Genomic DNA, 14,339 nt, shown 5'->3' on the forward strand with positions numbered 1-14,339 from the left:
ATAATCAGCGACCTGCGGGGCCGACCATGACGCCCACTCAGCACAATGTTCAGGAGCCACACTGTTCATGATAGAAACGACCATCAATGCCCTGGTGTCTCCCGAGGGCAGTCTTGAGATTCTTTCCAACCACGAAGTCAACCGACTGAAAGACAAGAGTGAGGGTGGTCTTTACCGACTGTTCCGCCAGTGTGCCCTGGCGGTGCTGAACACCGGCGTTGAAACCGACGACTGTAAGTCACTGATGGAAGCACACGCCGATTTCGACGTCCGGCTGGTCCCTCAACCCCGCGGCCTGAAGCTCGAACTGGTGAATGCACCGGCTCACGCTTTTGTCGACGGGGCCATGTTACGGGCCATTCGCGAGCATTTGTTCTCGGTGTTGCGGGATATCATCTATTCCTACTCAATTCCTGAGTCGGCCTCCGGCTTTCGCAGGGATGACCCGCAGGACATCACCAATCTGATCTTTCACATCCTGCGCAATGCGCGGGTGCTGCAGGCGGGGCGCCAACCGGACCTGGTGGTGTGCTGGGGTGGCCATTCCATTAACCAGCAGGAATATCAATACAGCAAGGAAGTGGGGCATCAGTTGGGTTTGCGGGCATTGAGCATCTGTACCGGGTGCGGCCCGGGCGCCATGAAAGGTCCGATGAAGGGAGCCACCATCGGCCACGCCAAGCAGCGGGTGAAGAACGGCCGCTATATCGGCCTGACCGAACCGGGCATTATCGGCGCCGAGGCTCCCAACCCCATTGTTAATGAACTGGTGATCATGCCGGACATCGAAAAGCGTCTGGAAGCGTTTGTCCGTACGGGCCATGGCGTCATTGTCTTCCCAGGCGGCGTTGGCACCGCCGAGGAAATTCTCTACCTGCTGGGCATTCTATTGCACCCGGACAATGCCGACCTGCCCTTCCCGGTGGTTTTTACCGGGCAGCGGGAAAACGCCGAATACTTCGAGATGATCGATAAATTCATCCGCAATGCCCTGGGAGATGAAGCGTCAAGCAAGTACGAGATCATTATCGATGACCCGGTGAGGGTCGCACAGACCATGAAAAAAGGCATGAAGGAAGTGGAAACCTTCCGGCGGGCGATGCAGGATGCCTATTACTTCAACTGGATGCTAAAGATTGATCCGGTGTTCCAGTTACCGTTCAACCCCAATCACGACAACATGCTGGCACTGGAGCTGCATAGAAACCAGCCGGTTCACATGATCGCCGCCAACCTGCGCAAGGCTTTCAGCGGCATTGTTGCGGGTAATGTAAAAGAGAGCGGTATCCGGCAGGTGCAGGAGAAAGGGCCGTTTGAAATTGCCGGCGATCCCAGCCTGATCCAGCCACTGGAAGCGATGCTTGAGCAGTTTGTCGCACAGAACCGGATGAAGCTGCCCGGCACGACCGCCTACAAGCCCAGCTACCGCATTGTCAGTCGGGCGGCCTGAGCCGCCCGGCAGTCAGGAGTCAAGACCGGACAATATCCGGAATTACTCACCACCATCCGCTGGCAGGCTGGAATAGTACGCGGCAAGATTGGCAATATCCTCGTCACTCAGGGCCGCAGCCTGGCCTTGCATGACCACCGCCTGGCCGCCGGCACGCTGCTTGTTCTTGTAAGCCTTCAGGGCATTCTGCAGGTAGACTTCATTCTGCCCCGCCAGGTTCGGATAGCCGGGAATCGAGGCTATGCCGTTCTTGCCGTGGCAGGCGGCACATACCGCAGCCTTGGCTTTACCCGCTTCGGCGTCGGCGGCCAAGCCCCCAACAGGAATGACGCTGCCGAGTGCAAACAGACCGGCAATGGTATAGTGTTTCAAACGCATTGGTTCTACCCTCTCATCGTTGTAATAACCGGCGCCAACCACACGCCGGACATAAACTCGCCTTCACTTATAGCACAGCAACAGGCGTCCTCAAATGTGCGATATCAAGGCGGGTAGAATCGACACAGTACATCAAAAACGCAACAACCGGTTCCAACCGGCGGAGACACAAACATGCCCATTCAGGTGCAAGAACTGGACTGCCTCGAAGGCCGCATTGGCCAGATCACCCTGGACTCCCCCGCAACCCTGAATGCCCTCTCCAGAGATATGATCGACGACATGCAGGCAGCCCTTGACCGCTGGGCAAGTGATGATCACATCGCTCTCGTGATTCTTCAGGGTGCGGGCGATCGGGCATTCTGTGCCGGCGGCAACATTCGTGACCTCCATGGCGCCCTCACCAGGGGCGGTGATCCCGCCACCGCAACAGAATTCTTTCAACGCGAATACCACCTCGACTACACAATCCATCGCTTCCCGAAACCGGTGGTCGGCATTGGACATGGTGTAGTCATGGGCGGAGGCCTGGGGCTGCTGGCTGCTTGTCGTTACCGTCTGATAACCCCGGACGTCACCATGGCCATGCCGGAAGTGGCTATCGGCCTTTTTCCCGATGTGGGCGCAAGCTGGTTCCTCAATCGCCTCCCGGGGCGCCTGGGGTTGTTTATGGGACTGACCGGATGCCGGCTGAATGCCTCCGACGTGATCCGTGTGGGGCTGGCGGACATGGCCATCCTGCCGGAGGAACGCACATCCCTGACAGAACGCTTGCAGAACGAACGCTGGACCGGCGAAGCCGCCGCTGACGACAACCGGCTGTTTCGCTTGCTCAACCAGCTGAATGCCGTGGATTACAGGTCCCTCGGAGCCAGTGAACTGGCGAATCACGAACAGACAATCGCCAGACTGGGTGCCGGTGATGACCTGGCCGCCATTGTCGACCGCCTGATTTCCGCGGACATCAACAGCAACTGGTGGGAAAGCGCCGTCCACAACCTGAGAACCGGGTGCCCGGTGTCCATGTGGCTGGTGTGGCAACAGCTCAAACGCGCACAACAGATGTCGCTCAAGGACGTCTTCCGGATGGAACTGGCCATGGCCACCGAATGTACCCGTCGCCCAGACCTGCCGGAAGGCATACGGGCCCGGATGGTGGACAAGGACAACAACCCCAAGTGGTCATTCAGCAGCCTTCAGGAGATACCGGAGGAGGTCATTGATGCCCACTTTCATCCGGCGTGGGATGACGTCACTGATCCGATGCAACTGGACTGACCCGGAACACTAGTGCCGGGCGCCTGCCTGGATCAACAACATCTCCAGGTCGCGGTTACCGTTGCCCCGTGCCAGCTCCAGGGCAGTCATGCCATCCCTCGATCGGTAGTTCACATCGGCTCCTGCGGCCAGTAGCATTTCTGCCGTGAGCATGTCGCCGCTGTCAACAACGTGCATCAACAAAGAGCGACCGCCCTGGCTGACGTTGACATTGGCACCAGCCGCCAGCAACACCCTCACCACTGACAAATGACCATTCCTGGCAGCCCGGATCACGGCCGTGGAGCCGTCCGAATCGCTGGCATTCACCGGTGCTCCGGCGGCCAGGACTAACTCGACCAACCGTCGATTGCCGCTCTGTGCAGCAACCATCAACGGTGTCTCACCGCCGTCGTCCGGCGCCAGCGCGGCCTTGAGCTCCGGACGGATGCCCATCCCGGGATCGGAGGCACAGCCGGCAACAAACAGACTGAATGCAAGGGATAAAACAAATACGGGATAAACGGCGCCAGCTTCCTTGGCCATGATAAGGTCTCTGTTGATTATTATTGCCCGTATTCTGATCAGGTCTGGTCGGGAATTAAATCGAGCGGATCACAAGTTCCGTGAGTGTTGCAGGAGTTCGCCGGTCAATTGACGTAATCGATGTTCACCGTCCTTCTGCCCACGGCACAAACCGGCATGCTGGAGCTCAGGCCAGGACCAGCCCTGAATCACCCGACGACACCACAAATCCGCATCATCACTGGACGCCAGGATTCGGGACAGGCTCCGCCCCAGGCTTACCTTCCGTAATACCGGCACCATCAGCTCAAAACCGCGATAGCCTCCGGCAAAGCTCTCCAGGTCACGGCGGTCTTCGTCATTCAGTGTCTGTCCGGTGGCCAGCTCGGCTGTCAGCAGGTATACCAGTTCCGGTTCCATATCGCGCCAGTAGAGCGGAACCAGGGTCAGCCAGTGTTCGGCCAGGCGCCGGCGAATCCTTGGCAGCAGGTCATCGCCACGTGCGGACGTGCTGCGGAGCATCTGGATCGGGTATTCCCCGGTACTCGCCTCCCGGGTCATGCCCGGGCGGATCAGCGCCAGTCCGGCGCTCTGCCAGAATCGGATCAGGTCTGCGCTGCCGCCGAAGCTGGTGCCCAGACCGTCATAACCCTGGCTCTTGGCATGGGCGCACGCAGTCTCCACCAGTTGGGTTCCCAGCCCACGTAACCGGCATTGCTCACTCACAGCGATCCTGACCACCCTCAGCCATTGGCAGCAGGCCGCTTCCGGAAAACCGCTGTGATTGGCGAGAGACTGGGCCAACAAGTGGCCGCGCACGCGACGCTGTCCGCGCATCACCCGATCCGCCAGCTCCGGACTCAGGCCCCCTTCCTGCCTGGCCCAGAGCACACCCGCCAGCCGCCCTCCGACCGTCAGTCGCCAGCTGACTGCCTGGGGGTCATCCAGCCATTGGCGCAGGTCCGCGGGCGTGGTGCGGTAGTGTGCGTTCACCAGCAGGCCAAAGGCTTCCGCCAGCTCCTGTTCGCTGGCCCGGGCCGGGACCCAGGGCTCTATTCTTGTCTCGCCATCACCGGGTACCTGATCGGGCGCGTCGGCGTGCAGAAGAAACATCCGTGAAATCAGCGGCTCCAGAGGATCTGTGGCGGACCAGCGAATGGGCGCCTTCAGGGTCGCGCCGCGCCACTGGGGGGTACGGGTATCAAGCACCTGACGAAAGCGGATGGCAAAACCACGCCCCGACCCTTCGTAACCATGAACGGTGGAGGCGAACACTACCCGCGGCCAGCCGGTGAGAATCCGCGCCAGACGCTCGGCCGGCAGGGCCGCCGCTTCGTCCACCAGAATCAGCTCCGCTTCCGGGGCCTGAGCCAGCAGTTGATCCGGCGACAGGTAGCTCAAACGGGCACCGTCTGGCAACACCAGTTCTCCGGCCAGACCTTCTTCATAACCACCCTCCCCGGCCGTCAACCTGGCATGATGGAACAGGGTCGCGACGGTTTCGATGCCGGGCGCGGTGACCACCACATGCCTCCGGCCCTGCTGGAGCAGCCTGACCGCCGCTATACCCAACGCCGCCGACTTGCCACGGCCACGGTCGGCGGTGAGTACCAGCGGCCGACGGCGACGGCCCTGACCAGTATGTATGATCGCGCCGATAGCCTGTTGCTGATCGCGGGTCTGACCAACCTCGAACGGTTGCCGCAGACCATCCAATTGCGGCAGGGCCGGGGCGGCGTCCTCCGCCGGGTTGAACCGGATAACCGCCGGCGATGCCGCGATAACCGCGGACAGCCTGGCGGCAAACGGGTGATGATCGGCCCCGTCGAGGCCGGTGCGGATATAGTCGGGGTCGTCGAAAGTGGACCACTGATCCAGCGGCGGCATCAGCCAGATCAGCAAGCCGCCCGCTTTGAGAGTGCCCGCCAGCGCCGCCAGGCTGTCGGGAGAATTCCCCTGCCAGCCGTCCCAGACCACCACATCAAGCTCTCGCCCCAACCACTGGCGGGCCTTTCGCGGCGGCACCGGAAGCAGACGATCATCCGGCACAACCTCCGGCCTCCCCGTCCAGATGCCGCCCTGCCATGACAAGGCCGGCAACAGCTGCCGGAGCCAGTCGATGGCGCAGGCCCGGTCACCCTCCAGAAACACAAGGCGGCGCTCACCCCTGGCGGCCAGTTGTTGCTGCAGTCTGCGCCAGGCGTCGATGTCCGGTGCCGGCTTGGCGGTGGCGGGTCCCATTAGCTGAGGTCGGTTCCATGGGACTTGAGGTCGGTGAGCGCACAGATTTCCAGGGCAGCCCGGTGGGTCGCGCGCAGCCTGACTCTCGGTGCACAGCCGGCTTCGAACGCTTCCTGCCAGCGCGCGGCGCACAGGCACCAGTTGTCCCCTGACTTGAGGCCGGGAAACCCGAATTCCGGCCTGGGGGTGCTGAGGTCATTGCCACGGGCCCTGGAGAATGCCAGGAAGTCGTCGGTGACGACAACGCAAACGGTATGGGAGCCAAAGTCGTCCGGACCGGTGTTGCAACAGCCATCCCGGTAGAAGCCGGTCACTGGATCCTGGCCACAGGCTTCAAGCTGCTCGCCAAGTACATTTACTGCTTCAGCCATCTGCATCATGCTCTCCTTTGGTTTGGGAGTAAGCGGGCAATTATGTCGGACCGGTATCCGCACTACCAGTCGCCCGCTACAATAGCGCCCATGCAGACCCAACCCCACACAGCTGATACCACCGAACTGCCGGATTATCTCACCGATGAGCAGCGGGCGATCATCACCGCCGGCTACGAGCATTCGGTAATTACCGCCGTGGCCGGCAGCGGCAAGACATCGACACTGGCCTGGCGCATCCGCTATCTCCTGCAGCAGGGCCATGCCCCCGAGCGCATGCTGGTACTGATGTTCAATCGCAGCGCCCGAACAGACTTTGAGCGTAAGCTGCAGGCGGTGTGCAGTCAAAGTGGGCTGGCAACGCCGGAAGTCCGCACCTATCACGCCATGGGCCTGCGCCTGTACAAACGCTTCGTGCGGGAGGGCTATCTGCCGGGCTTCTCCGACAAGATCCTGAGCGAGCAGGAAATCAACTATCAGGCCTGGCAACTGACCCGTCGACTGGCACCGGAAGACCTGGCCGATGACATCCGCCGCAACAAGAAAGACTTCGTGGAAACCGCCACCAGCTTCATTGATCTGGTGAAAACCACACTGTCCCCAGTCGAAGTGGTGTTTGAGGAGCTCGGCTATTCCGACAAACACCGTTACCTGATCGACCTGTTCCACGCCTTCGAACAGTGGCGCAAAAGCCAGAGCCGCATCAGCTACGCCGACATGCTGTATGAGCCGGTGATGGCAATTCACCAGAACCAGCCGTTGCAGCGCCTGGTGGGTAACAAGATGGACCTGATCCTGGTGGACGAGTACCAGGACACCAACGAGATCCAGCACCTGTTGTTGCGCTACGTCGCCGGGGAACGGGCGCGGGTGACGGTGGTGGGTGATCCCGACCAGACCATTTACGAATTTCGCGGCGCCAAACCGGAGTTCATTCTCAAACGGTTCAGCGACGAATTCGAAAGCCCGCTGGAACAGACGCTGAGCTACAGCTTCCGCTACGGCCACCAGGTCGCCCTGCTGGCCAACCACCTGATCTGCAACAACACCGGTCGCAAAGACGTGCTTTGTCACGCCCACCCTTCAACGCCAGACACCACGATCTCCCTGCACGAATCCGGCAGTGACAGCGACACCGTACTGGACATCCTGCAGCGACAGTCCCCTGAACAGCGGGTGGATACGGCCATTCTGTTCCGGGTCTGGAGCCAGAGCGTGCCCATTGAACTGAAATTGCTGGCCAGGCAAATTCCCTACCGTATCGACGCTGGCAAAGGCGCTTTGTTCAGCCGTGAAATTCAGGCGGTCGGGGCACTGCTGACGGTCATCGCCGGAAAACTGGATAACCTGCCACCGGACGACCGTCTGAGCATTGCGCGACAACTCCTGCGCTTTCCCCACATTGGTCTGAAGGAACCGGAGCTGGAGCAACTCGCCAGTTTCCTGTCCGGTTTCGGCACCGGTTGGCATGAACGGCTGCTGGCAATGGACTTCGACGCGCTGGCCCCCATGGCGGCGCGGAAACTGCGCAAACTGGGCGAAGTGCTGGCCCGTCTGCAGGGCTATCGGGGCCCCGTGTCCAATGCGATTGCGGTCTACGCTGAACACACGGATCTGTACGAGGGTATCCGCAGCCTCGCATTGACCCACGAAGCCGCGGATGAGCGAATCGACACCATCCACGGCTTCCGTGACTACCTGAAAGGTCTCGACGTGGACGCCAGCGGTGCCCTGCAACACCTCAAGGCCCTGAAAAAACAGGCCAGCGAGGCCGCCAGCCACGGCGTACTGCTATCCACCATCCATCGCACCAAGGGGCTGGAATGGCCCATCGTCATCCTCCCCGGGCTGCAGGAAAAGTACCTGCCCTACAGCCCCCGGGCCGAGGATGATCCCCGTGCCTTTATGGAGAGTGAGCGCCGGCTGTTGTATGTGGCCATGACCCGGACACGTAACCACCTGCATCTGATTACCCGCCCCGCCAGTACCCAGCCCCACCTGGATGGCGATCTGGGCCCCAGCCGGTTCATCAGTGAGCTGTGCTTCCCGCTGTCGGCCGAGTTTGGCGCCTGGCTTGATCAACGGTCCGCCGGAAATTCCACAGCCTTCCGGGCGAACTCGCCACTGACGTCAATTGCCAATCGTTATGCGGACCGTGAGGCGGTGACACTCGAAGGTACACAGCAGGCCCCCAAAGCCAGCAGCGCACCACTGTGGGCCCGAAATCGGCTGAGTCACACGATATTCGGAGAAGGGGTGGTTATCGCGGAAGACGACAGCGCGTTCGAAGTGCGCTTCGATTCCGGCGAAACCCTGAACTTCAGCAAGAAAAGCGCGCACCTGTACTTTACCGTCGTGGCCTGATTGGCCAGAGTCCAATGTAGTCGGGCATGCGTACAATGACATCTGCGTAATTTCTTTGTTTTTTTGAAACCTGTCACTTAGTTTTAACGTCAGGGCTACTTGAAGCAACTCTCAAAAGTCGCTTTTAATGACAATCGAACAGGAGGTTCTGCATGAACATCATGCGCCCATTTGCCGTGGCCACCCTGGCTGCATCCCTTGTCACTCCAGCTTTGGCCGACAGCCAGGAAAGCGTCTATCTCAACCCGTTTGCTGCCTATCAGTATTTTGGTGACAAGCGTGACCTGAGTGAGACAGGCACCTTCGGTGTTGGCCTTGAGTATCGGTTCCTTCCAAACTGGGCCGTTGAAGCGGTGTACTCCCGTGCCGATGCCGATCGTAAATACCGGCCCGGATCTTCCGACTTCGACGAAATCCGTCTCGACGGCACCTACTACTTTGCCGGTCAGGACGAAGCCTGGAACCCTTACGTATCCCTGGGTGCCGGCCACGCCGATTTCGGTGATGACGTACTGGCGGTGCAGACAGCCGGTTCCGACCACGATGAAACCCGTGTCAACGTGGGCGCAGGTGTTCGTTACAACGTCAGCGATCTGGTGTCCATTCGCGGCGATCTTCGCGAATTCCATGGCATCGACGAGAGCACATTCGATACCCAGGTATCCCTGGGCCTGAGCCTGGCCTTCCACCGCACCACGTCGGATCCGGAACCTGCGGATACCGATAACGATGGTGTACCGGATAGTCGTGACCAGTGCCCCGGCACTCCTGCGGGCGCCACCGTGGACAGCGCCGGATGCGAGCGTGACGGTGATAACGACGGTGTTGCGGATAGCCGCGACGAGTGTCCGAACACGCCGGCCGGTGCCAGCGTCAACAGCAAGGGTTGTGAACTGGACAGCGACAACGACGGCGTGGTTGACAGCAAGGATCAGTGCCCGGGTACCACAGCCGGCGCCGAAGTTGATTCAACCGGTTGCGAAGGCGTGACTGAAACCGTGGAAACCATCGAACTGCGCGTTCAGTTCCCCAACAACAGCGCGGTGATTGATGACACCTACGACGCGGAAATCCGGAAGGTTGCCGACTTTATGGCAGAGCATCCGGAAACGACCGTGGAAATCGCCGGTCACTCTGACAGCATTGGTGATGCCGACTACAACCGCGACCTGTCCCAGCGTCGTGCCGAGGCGGTTGCCAACCGACTGACCCAGTCACTGGGGGTTGATGCCGATCGCGTGAGCGCCATGGGTTATGGTGAAGCGGAACCGATTGCCAGCAACGATACGCCGGCTGGCCGCGCCCAGAACCGTCGGGTTGAAGCCCGCATCCAGGTTAGCCGCTGATAGAAATCTCGACTATCCTCATAGGCGCCTTCGGGCGCCTTTTTTATTGCCTCAGGAGAGGCTCGCCCCCTCCTCTGACGGCATCAATCAGGATATTGCGGGGCGTCAGCTGACGGTCACAGAAGGTCCCCAGCCTGACCTCATATCCCTGCTCCTCCAGATACAACGTGTAATCCAGTACCAGCCAGAGTTCCAGTGGACGGCGAAACAGATGGCGAACCAGTTCGTGGCGGCGCACCTGTGAGAATCGCCGTTCACCAACGCTCTGCCAATAATGGAAGTCGATGCCTGCCGGCAAAGTCAGTCCCTTCTTATCCGCCGCCCAGCGACAGAAGGTCTCGAAATCCTCACCCGCCAGCCGTGCCGGATGCGAAGGCACGGGCAGGTAGTCATCCTCCCCGCGCAGCGCGCGCTGTAAACCATCAAACCCCAGCCGCCAACCGCTGACCCACGCGGTTTCCGCCCTCACCCGCGCCGGTGCAGTGACCGTTTCCTGAACCGCCAGCCGCAATTCACTGCGATTCAGCGCCAGCACCTCGCGATTGCCATTGACTCTGGCCGACAATGGTCGGTAGTCCGTTGTGGCGGTCAGGTGATAGCAGCACGGTGAGAAACTCACCCGCGCCGCATTACCCCCGGTGGCCTTACGGATCAGTCGACGGTGCAGATCCCCGCAGGCATGGAGCGCCACGCCGTGAACACCTTCAGGCACGGCGACATCCAATGCCATAACATCCTGTCGGTGCAGGGTGACGTCGTCATTGAAACGGCGGGCCAGGCGGTTGCCATCCATCACCAGTGCGTCGTCCCACTCCAACCCTGTGACCGGAACTGAGCACTGTGCCGCAAGTGTCCGGGCCAGGTGTCCCTTACCGCAACACCAGTCCAGTACCGGGCCTGTCAGGGGTTTGACCGCCGCCGCAAACGCACCGGCCTGCAGACGCTTGCGACCGGGCATATCGGTGGCACGGGTTTCCGGCAGAGTGCTTGCCGCGACGGTTTCCTGCTGATCGGTCATTGCCGGCAGTGCCACCAGTGATTGTCTTTCGCCCAGGGATGGCAGCAACCCGCTCAGGCGCTCCGCCAGCTGGTCGGGATGGTCGTCGTAGAATTCACAGTCACTGTCACTGAGCCCTTCGATATCATGGGCAAGGTCACGATACGGTACTGTCCAGGCCGGTCGGGGATCGGTAAACGGTGCCGGCCGCCACAGTGTCTGGTGCGCCGACAACCACTGGTTGAGTTGCCGCCAGCGGTTATAAACACTTTCTGCCGGGTCGTGTAAACTCGCCGCCGGAGGTAACGTCATGCAACTGGCCTTTGTACTTGTTGAACCCAAGGTTCCCGAAAATGTCGGAGCGGCTGCCCGTGCCTTGTGCACCATGGGCTTTGGCGAGCTCTGGCTGGTCAACTCCGACCTGCACACCCGCCCCGAAGCCCACTGGCTGGCCCATGGCAGCGATCATATTCTGGATAATGCGCGCATTTTCCCTGATCTGGCGGCGGTAAGAAACTCCGTAGACCTGCTGATGGGGACATCCGCCAAGCCCCGGCACCAGCGGCAGGACTGGCATGAGCCCTCACGGTTGCGGGAGGTGCTGGGCAGTAAAGGCACCTCGGTAGCCACGGCGGCCCTGGTGTTCGGTCGCGAGGACCGGGGTCTGTCTAATGAGGAACTGGCGTTGTGTGACCTGCTGACGGGCATTCCGATGAAGGTGGCTTATCCTTCCCTGAATCTTGCCCAGTCTGTGATGCTGTATGCCTGGGAAATGTCCGGGTTGTCCGTTGCTGCCGAGGCTGCAAAAGCGCCCGCTCAGAACGATGGACGGCTTGGCGCCCTCAGACAGCGGCTGGAGACTTTGTTGCCGGCGCTGGACACGCCTCCGGAGGGGAAGTTGTCGCAGTGGGTATTCGAGCGTTTGCCGTTACTTACGGACCGGGATATCGGGTTTGTTCATACCTTGTGCGGCAACCTGGAGCGCACTGTTGTTGGGGGAAAGAGCCGGATGGACCAACCCTCCCGGGATACGCGGTGAATACTTCCCTGTACGCTCGACGAAAACATCCCTGTTTTCGACGATCCCGGGAGGGTTGGTCCGTCCGGCTCCCGGGCTCTGGTGCGCGCACCGTTTGCGGGATTACTCGCTGAATCGGCCAGGGCGGAACGCATCAAGACAAACCGCAGGCTCCTCTCCCTCAATCACCTGAGCAATCACATCCGCACTGCCCGCCGACAGGGTCCAGCCGAAGGTGCCGTGGCCGGTATTGAGATAGAGATTATCTTTCGGCCCCCGGCCGATGATGGCGGGGCCGTCCGGCGTCATGGGGCGGAAGCCGGTCCAGCTTTCGGCAGCGTCGAGATCGGCGCAGCCCGGGAAACGGGACTCCACGGATTTGCGGATGGTGGCCAGGCGGGCCTCGGGGATGTCGCGGTTGAAGTCGGTCAGTTCGACGAATCCGGTGGCGCGCAGTCGGTTGCCCAGGCGGGTGGAGACGACTTTGAAGTTGTCATCATGGATGGTGGAGGCCGGGGCGCGATCCGGGTCCTTCAAGGGTACGGTCAGGCTGTAACCCTTGACCGGGTAGATTGGCAGGTCGAGGCCCAACGGCTTCACGAGATGGTTTGACCAACAACCGGCACTGATCACGAAGGCATCAGCTTCCAGAGTTTCCAGTAATCCGCCTGCTGTCCGGAGGGTGACGGCACGAACCTCGTGGTCACCGGCAATCAGTTCTTCCGCCTCCACGTTGTAGCGAATCGTCACGCCGTTTGCCTCGCAGGCTTGCGCCAATTCCCGGCAGAACAGGTGGCAGTCGCCGGTGCCATCGGTGTCGTAGCTCAGGGCGCCGTAGAGCGGGCCGTCTCCCATCATCCCCGGTTCCGCTTCCCGGACCTGCGCCGGTGTCAGCAGGCGGGAGGGGATGCCCAACTCAGCCAGCAGGCCCTGGGTCGCCCGGTAGCCTTCCAGGGCTTCCGGTGTGCTGGCCAGATGGAGCAAGCCCAGGTGGGCGCCATCGAACGCCAGGTTCAGTTCTTTTTCGAGGGTCAGAAAGCGTTCCCGGCTGTGCATACCCAGCCGTAACATTGCCCGCCGGTTCAGGCCGAACAGGCCCGGTGACCATGCGTAACGTAAGGTGTCGAACATGAACTTGAGCGTCTCCACAGAGGGAGGCACCCGCAGTTTCAGGGGACCATCCTGTTTGAACAGCCAGGGCAGCGCCTTGAACACCATCGCCGGATCGGCCCAGGGATAGACCACGCCGTAGGAACGCTGGGCGGCATTGCCCTTGCTGGTTTCATTACCAGCCATTTCGTGGCGCTCCAGCACCGTGACGCGATGGCCCCTGCGATTCAGCTCATAGGCGGTGGTCATTCCCACTACGCCCCCACCAACGACGACAATATGCATGCACTCTCCACTTCATTAATCTGGAATTCTGTTCCAGGGCTCGCTGCAGCTACCTATCAATGCAATACAGGTCAACAATCGCACAAGCTGTTAAACTTGCCTGACCAAACTTTCAGAATAGCAGCCAAATCCGTGGTTGCGATGGAGTGTAGTACCTGGCAATGAGTAAGAAACGTCGTGAGATTCCCGTATTTGATCACCCGATCATTGAGACCCACTGCCATCTCGATTACCTGAAGGACCGGCCTCTGGACGAAATCCTCAAGCAGGCACAGCAGGTCAATATCGAGAAAGTGATCACCATTGCGGTGTCCCCGGATAACCTGGCCCGGGTCCGCGAGCTCAGTCAGATTGCACCCTGGGTCTACGGCACACAGGGCATTCACCCCCACGATGCTGAAAGCTACTGCGATGAAGTGGAAGCGGAAATCCGTGCCCATGCCGGGGATGAGAAGATCGTCGCGGTCGGCGAAATCGGACTGGACTACTTCTATGACAACGCCGACCGGGAGATTCAGCGGCAGGTGTTCCGGCGTCAGCTCCAGATCGCCTGTGATACCGACCGTCCTGTTGTCATCCATAGCCGGGAAGCGGACGATGACACCATTGCTATCCTCGGCGAATTCGAGGACTCCCTGACCCGTCGCGGCGTAATTCATAGCTTTACTTCAGGGCCAGGGCTCGCCCGGTACGCCCTGGATCAGGGCTGGTGCCTGGGGTTCAATGGCATTACCACCTTCAACAAAGCCGAAAATGTACGGGACATCGTACGCATGGCGCCCATTGAACAGATCCTTCTGGAAACCGATTCACCGTTCCTGACGCCTGTGCCCTATCGCGGACGCGAGAATGCGCCGTTTTACCTCCCCTTTGTGGCCGAGAAAATTGCCGAAGTGAAGGACTTGCCACTGCCGGAAGTGCTTACGCACACCTATCGAAACAGCCTGAGGACGTTCTTCCCCGAGCATTGATGCGGGTGCGTCAAGCTACTCGGCGC

Annotated in this window: 12 protein-coding genes; 6 read left to right on the forward strand and 6 right to left on the reverse strand. The window is 60.5% G+C overall.

The window, feature by feature from the left end:
- Nucleotides 1–67: 67 nt before the first annotated feature.
- Nucleotides 68–1,450 (forward strand): nucleotide 5'-monophosphate nucleosidase PpnN, encoded by a 1,383-nt coding sequence (gene ppnN, locus EHN06_RS18715; protein ID WP_127333998.1) that lies wholly within the window; start codon nt 68–70, stop codon nt 1,448–1,450.
- Nucleotides 1,451–1,492: 42 nt separating this feature from the next.
- Here ppnN and EHN06_RS18720 read toward each other — a convergent pair whose 3' ends face one another.
- Nucleotides 1,493–1,828, reverse strand: coding sequence for a c-type cytochrome (locus EHN06_RS18720; RefSeq protein ID WP_127333999.1), 336 nt, complete (start codon nt 1,826–1,828; stop codon nt 1,493–1,495).
- 174 nt (nt 1,829–2,002) lie between these two features.
- On the opposite strand from EHN06_RS18720, the gene EHN06_RS18725 reads away from it, so the two are divergent.
- Nucleotides 2,003–3,106: an enoyl-CoA hydratase/isomerase family protein gene (locus EHN06_RS18725; RefSeq protein ID WP_127334000.1), complete on the forward strand. Its 1,104-nt coding sequence runs from the start codon at nt 2,003–2,005 to the stop codon at nt 3,104–3,106.
- A gap of 9 nt (nt 3,107–3,115) precedes the next feature.
- Here the strand turns inward: EHN06_RS18725 and EHN06_RS18730 are convergent, their stop codons facing one another.
- The 3 genes from EHN06_RS18730 to EHN06_RS18740 form a co-directional block, all read right to left on the reverse strand.
- Nucleotides 3,116–3,631 (reverse strand): ankyrin repeat domain-containing protein, encoded by a 516-nt coding sequence (locus EHN06_RS18730; protein WP_127334001.1) that lies wholly within the window; start codon nt 3,629–3,631, stop codon nt 3,116–3,118.
- Nucleotides 3,632–3,700: 69 nt separating this feature from the next.
- A complete protein-coding gene (locus EHN06_RS18735; protein ID WP_127334002.1) occupies nt 3,701–5,851 on the reverse strand; it encodes a tRNA(Met) cytidine acetyltransferase TmcA in 2,151 nt (716 codons plus the stop codon).
- Complete coding sequence (locus EHN06_RS18740) at nt 5,851–6,228, reverse strand: DUF2237 family protein (protein ID WP_127334511.1); 378 nt, start codon at nt 6,226–6,228, stop codon at nt 5,851–5,853. The genes EHN06_RS18735 and EHN06_RS18740 overlap by 1 nt, the downstream gene beginning before the upstream one ends.
- 36 nt (nt 6,229–6,264) lie before the next feature.
- Between EHN06_RS18740 and EHN06_RS18745 the strand changes: the two genes are divergently transcribed.
- Both EHN06_RS18745 and EHN06_RS18750 read left to right on the forward strand, forming a co-directional pair.
- A complete protein-coding gene (locus EHN06_RS18745; protein ID WP_127334003.1) occupies nt 6,265–8,586 on the forward strand; it encodes an ATP-dependent helicase in 2,322 nt (773 codons plus the stop codon).
- A 152-nt stretch (nt 8,587–8,738) separates the two neighbouring features.
- Nucleotides 8,739–9,932, forward strand: coding sequence for an OmpA family protein (locus EHN06_RS18750; protein ID WP_127334004.1), 1,194 nt, complete (start codon nt 8,739–8,741; stop codon nt 9,930–9,932).
- A gap of 43 nt (nt 9,933–9,975) precedes the next feature.
- Here EHN06_RS18750 and EHN06_RS18755 read toward each other — a convergent pair whose 3' ends face one another.
- Nucleotides 9,976–11,241 carry a methyltransferase gene (locus EHN06_RS18755; protein WP_127334005.1) on the reverse strand — a complete coding sequence of 422 codons (1,266 nt, stop codon included), beginning with the start codon at nt 11,239–11,241 and terminating at the stop codon, nt 9,976–9,978.
- Between EHN06_RS18755 and EHN06_RS18760 the strand changes: the two genes are divergently transcribed.
- A complete protein-coding gene (locus EHN06_RS18760; RefSeq protein ID WP_127334006.1) occupies nt 11,240–11,968 on the forward strand; it encodes a tRNA/rRNA methyltransferase in 729 nt (242 codons plus the stop codon). The genes EHN06_RS18755 and EHN06_RS18760 overlap by 2 nt on opposite strands.
- A 102-nt stretch (nt 11,969–12,070) precedes the next feature.
- Here EHN06_RS18760 and EHN06_RS18765 read toward each other — a convergent pair whose 3' ends face one another.
- Nucleotides 12,071–13,342, reverse strand: coding sequence for a D-amino acid dehydrogenase (locus tag EHN06_RS18765; RefSeq protein WP_127334007.1), 1,272 nt, complete (start codon nt 13,340–13,342; stop codon nt 12,071–12,073).
- Nucleotides 13,343–13,503: 161 nt separating this feature from the next.
- Between EHN06_RS18765 and EHN06_RS18770 the strand changes: the two genes are divergently transcribed.
- Nucleotides 13,504–14,313: a TatD family hydrolase gene (locus tag EHN06_RS18770; RefSeq protein ID WP_127334008.1), complete on the forward strand. Its 810-nt coding sequence runs from the start codon at nt 13,504–13,506 to the stop codon at nt 14,311–14,313.
- Nucleotides 14,314–14,339: the final 26 nt, after the last annotated feature.

It is taken from the genome of Marinobacter sp. NP-4(2019), from assembly GCF_003994855.1.
GTDB lineage: Bacteria > Pseudomonadota > Gammaproteobacteria > Pseudomonadales > Oleiphilaceae > Marinobacter.

Excerpts from the sequence above, each read along its gene's own strand:
- ppnN (WP_127333998.1), top strand. The coding sequence starts at position 68 with ATGATAGAAACGACCATCAATGCCCTGGTGTCTCCCGAGGGCAGTCTT.
- EHN06_RS18720 (WP_127333999.1), bottom strand. The coding sequence starts at position 1,828 with ATGCGTTTGAAACACTATACCATTGCCGGTCTGTTTGCACTCGGCAGC.
- EHN06_RS18725 (WP_127334000.1), top strand. The coding sequence starts at position 2,003 with ATGCCCATTCAGGTGCAAGAACTGGACTGCCTCGAAGGCCGCATTGGC.
- EHN06_RS18730 (WP_127334001.1), bottom strand. The coding sequence starts at position 3,631 with ATGGCCAAGGAAGCTGGCGCCGTTTATCCCGTATTTGTTTTATCCCTT.
- EHN06_RS18735 (WP_127334002.1), bottom strand. The coding sequence starts at position 5,851 with ATGGGACCCGCCACCGCCAAGCCGGCACCGGACATCGACGCCTGGCGC.
- EHN06_RS18740 (WP_127334511.1), bottom strand. The coding sequence starts at position 6,228 with ATGCAGATGGCTGAAGCAGTAAATGTACTTGGCGAGCAGCTTGAAGCC.
- EHN06_RS18745 (WP_127334003.1), top strand. The coding sequence starts at position 6,265 with ATGTCGGACCGGTATCCGCACTACCAGTCGCCCGCTACAATAGCGCCC.
- EHN06_RS18750 (WP_127334004.1), top strand. The coding sequence starts at position 8,739 with ATGAACATCATGCGCCCATTTGCCGTGGCCACCCTGGCTGCATCCCTT.
- EHN06_RS18760 (WP_127334006.1), top strand. The coding sequence starts at position 11,240 with ATGCAACTGGCCTTTGTACTTGTTGAACCCAAGGTTCCCGAAAATGTC.
- EHN06_RS18755 (WP_127334005.1), bottom strand. The coding sequence starts at position 11,241 with ATGACGTTACCTCCGGCGGCGAGTTTACACGACCCGGCAGAAAGTGTT.
- EHN06_RS18765 (WP_127334007.1), bottom strand. The coding sequence starts at position 13,342 with ATGCATATTGTCGTCGTTGGTGGGGGCGTAGTGGGAATGACCACCGCC.
- EHN06_RS18770 (WP_127334008.1), top strand. The coding sequence starts at position 13,504 with ATGAGTAAGAAACGTCGTGAGATTCCCGTATTTGATCACCCGATCATT.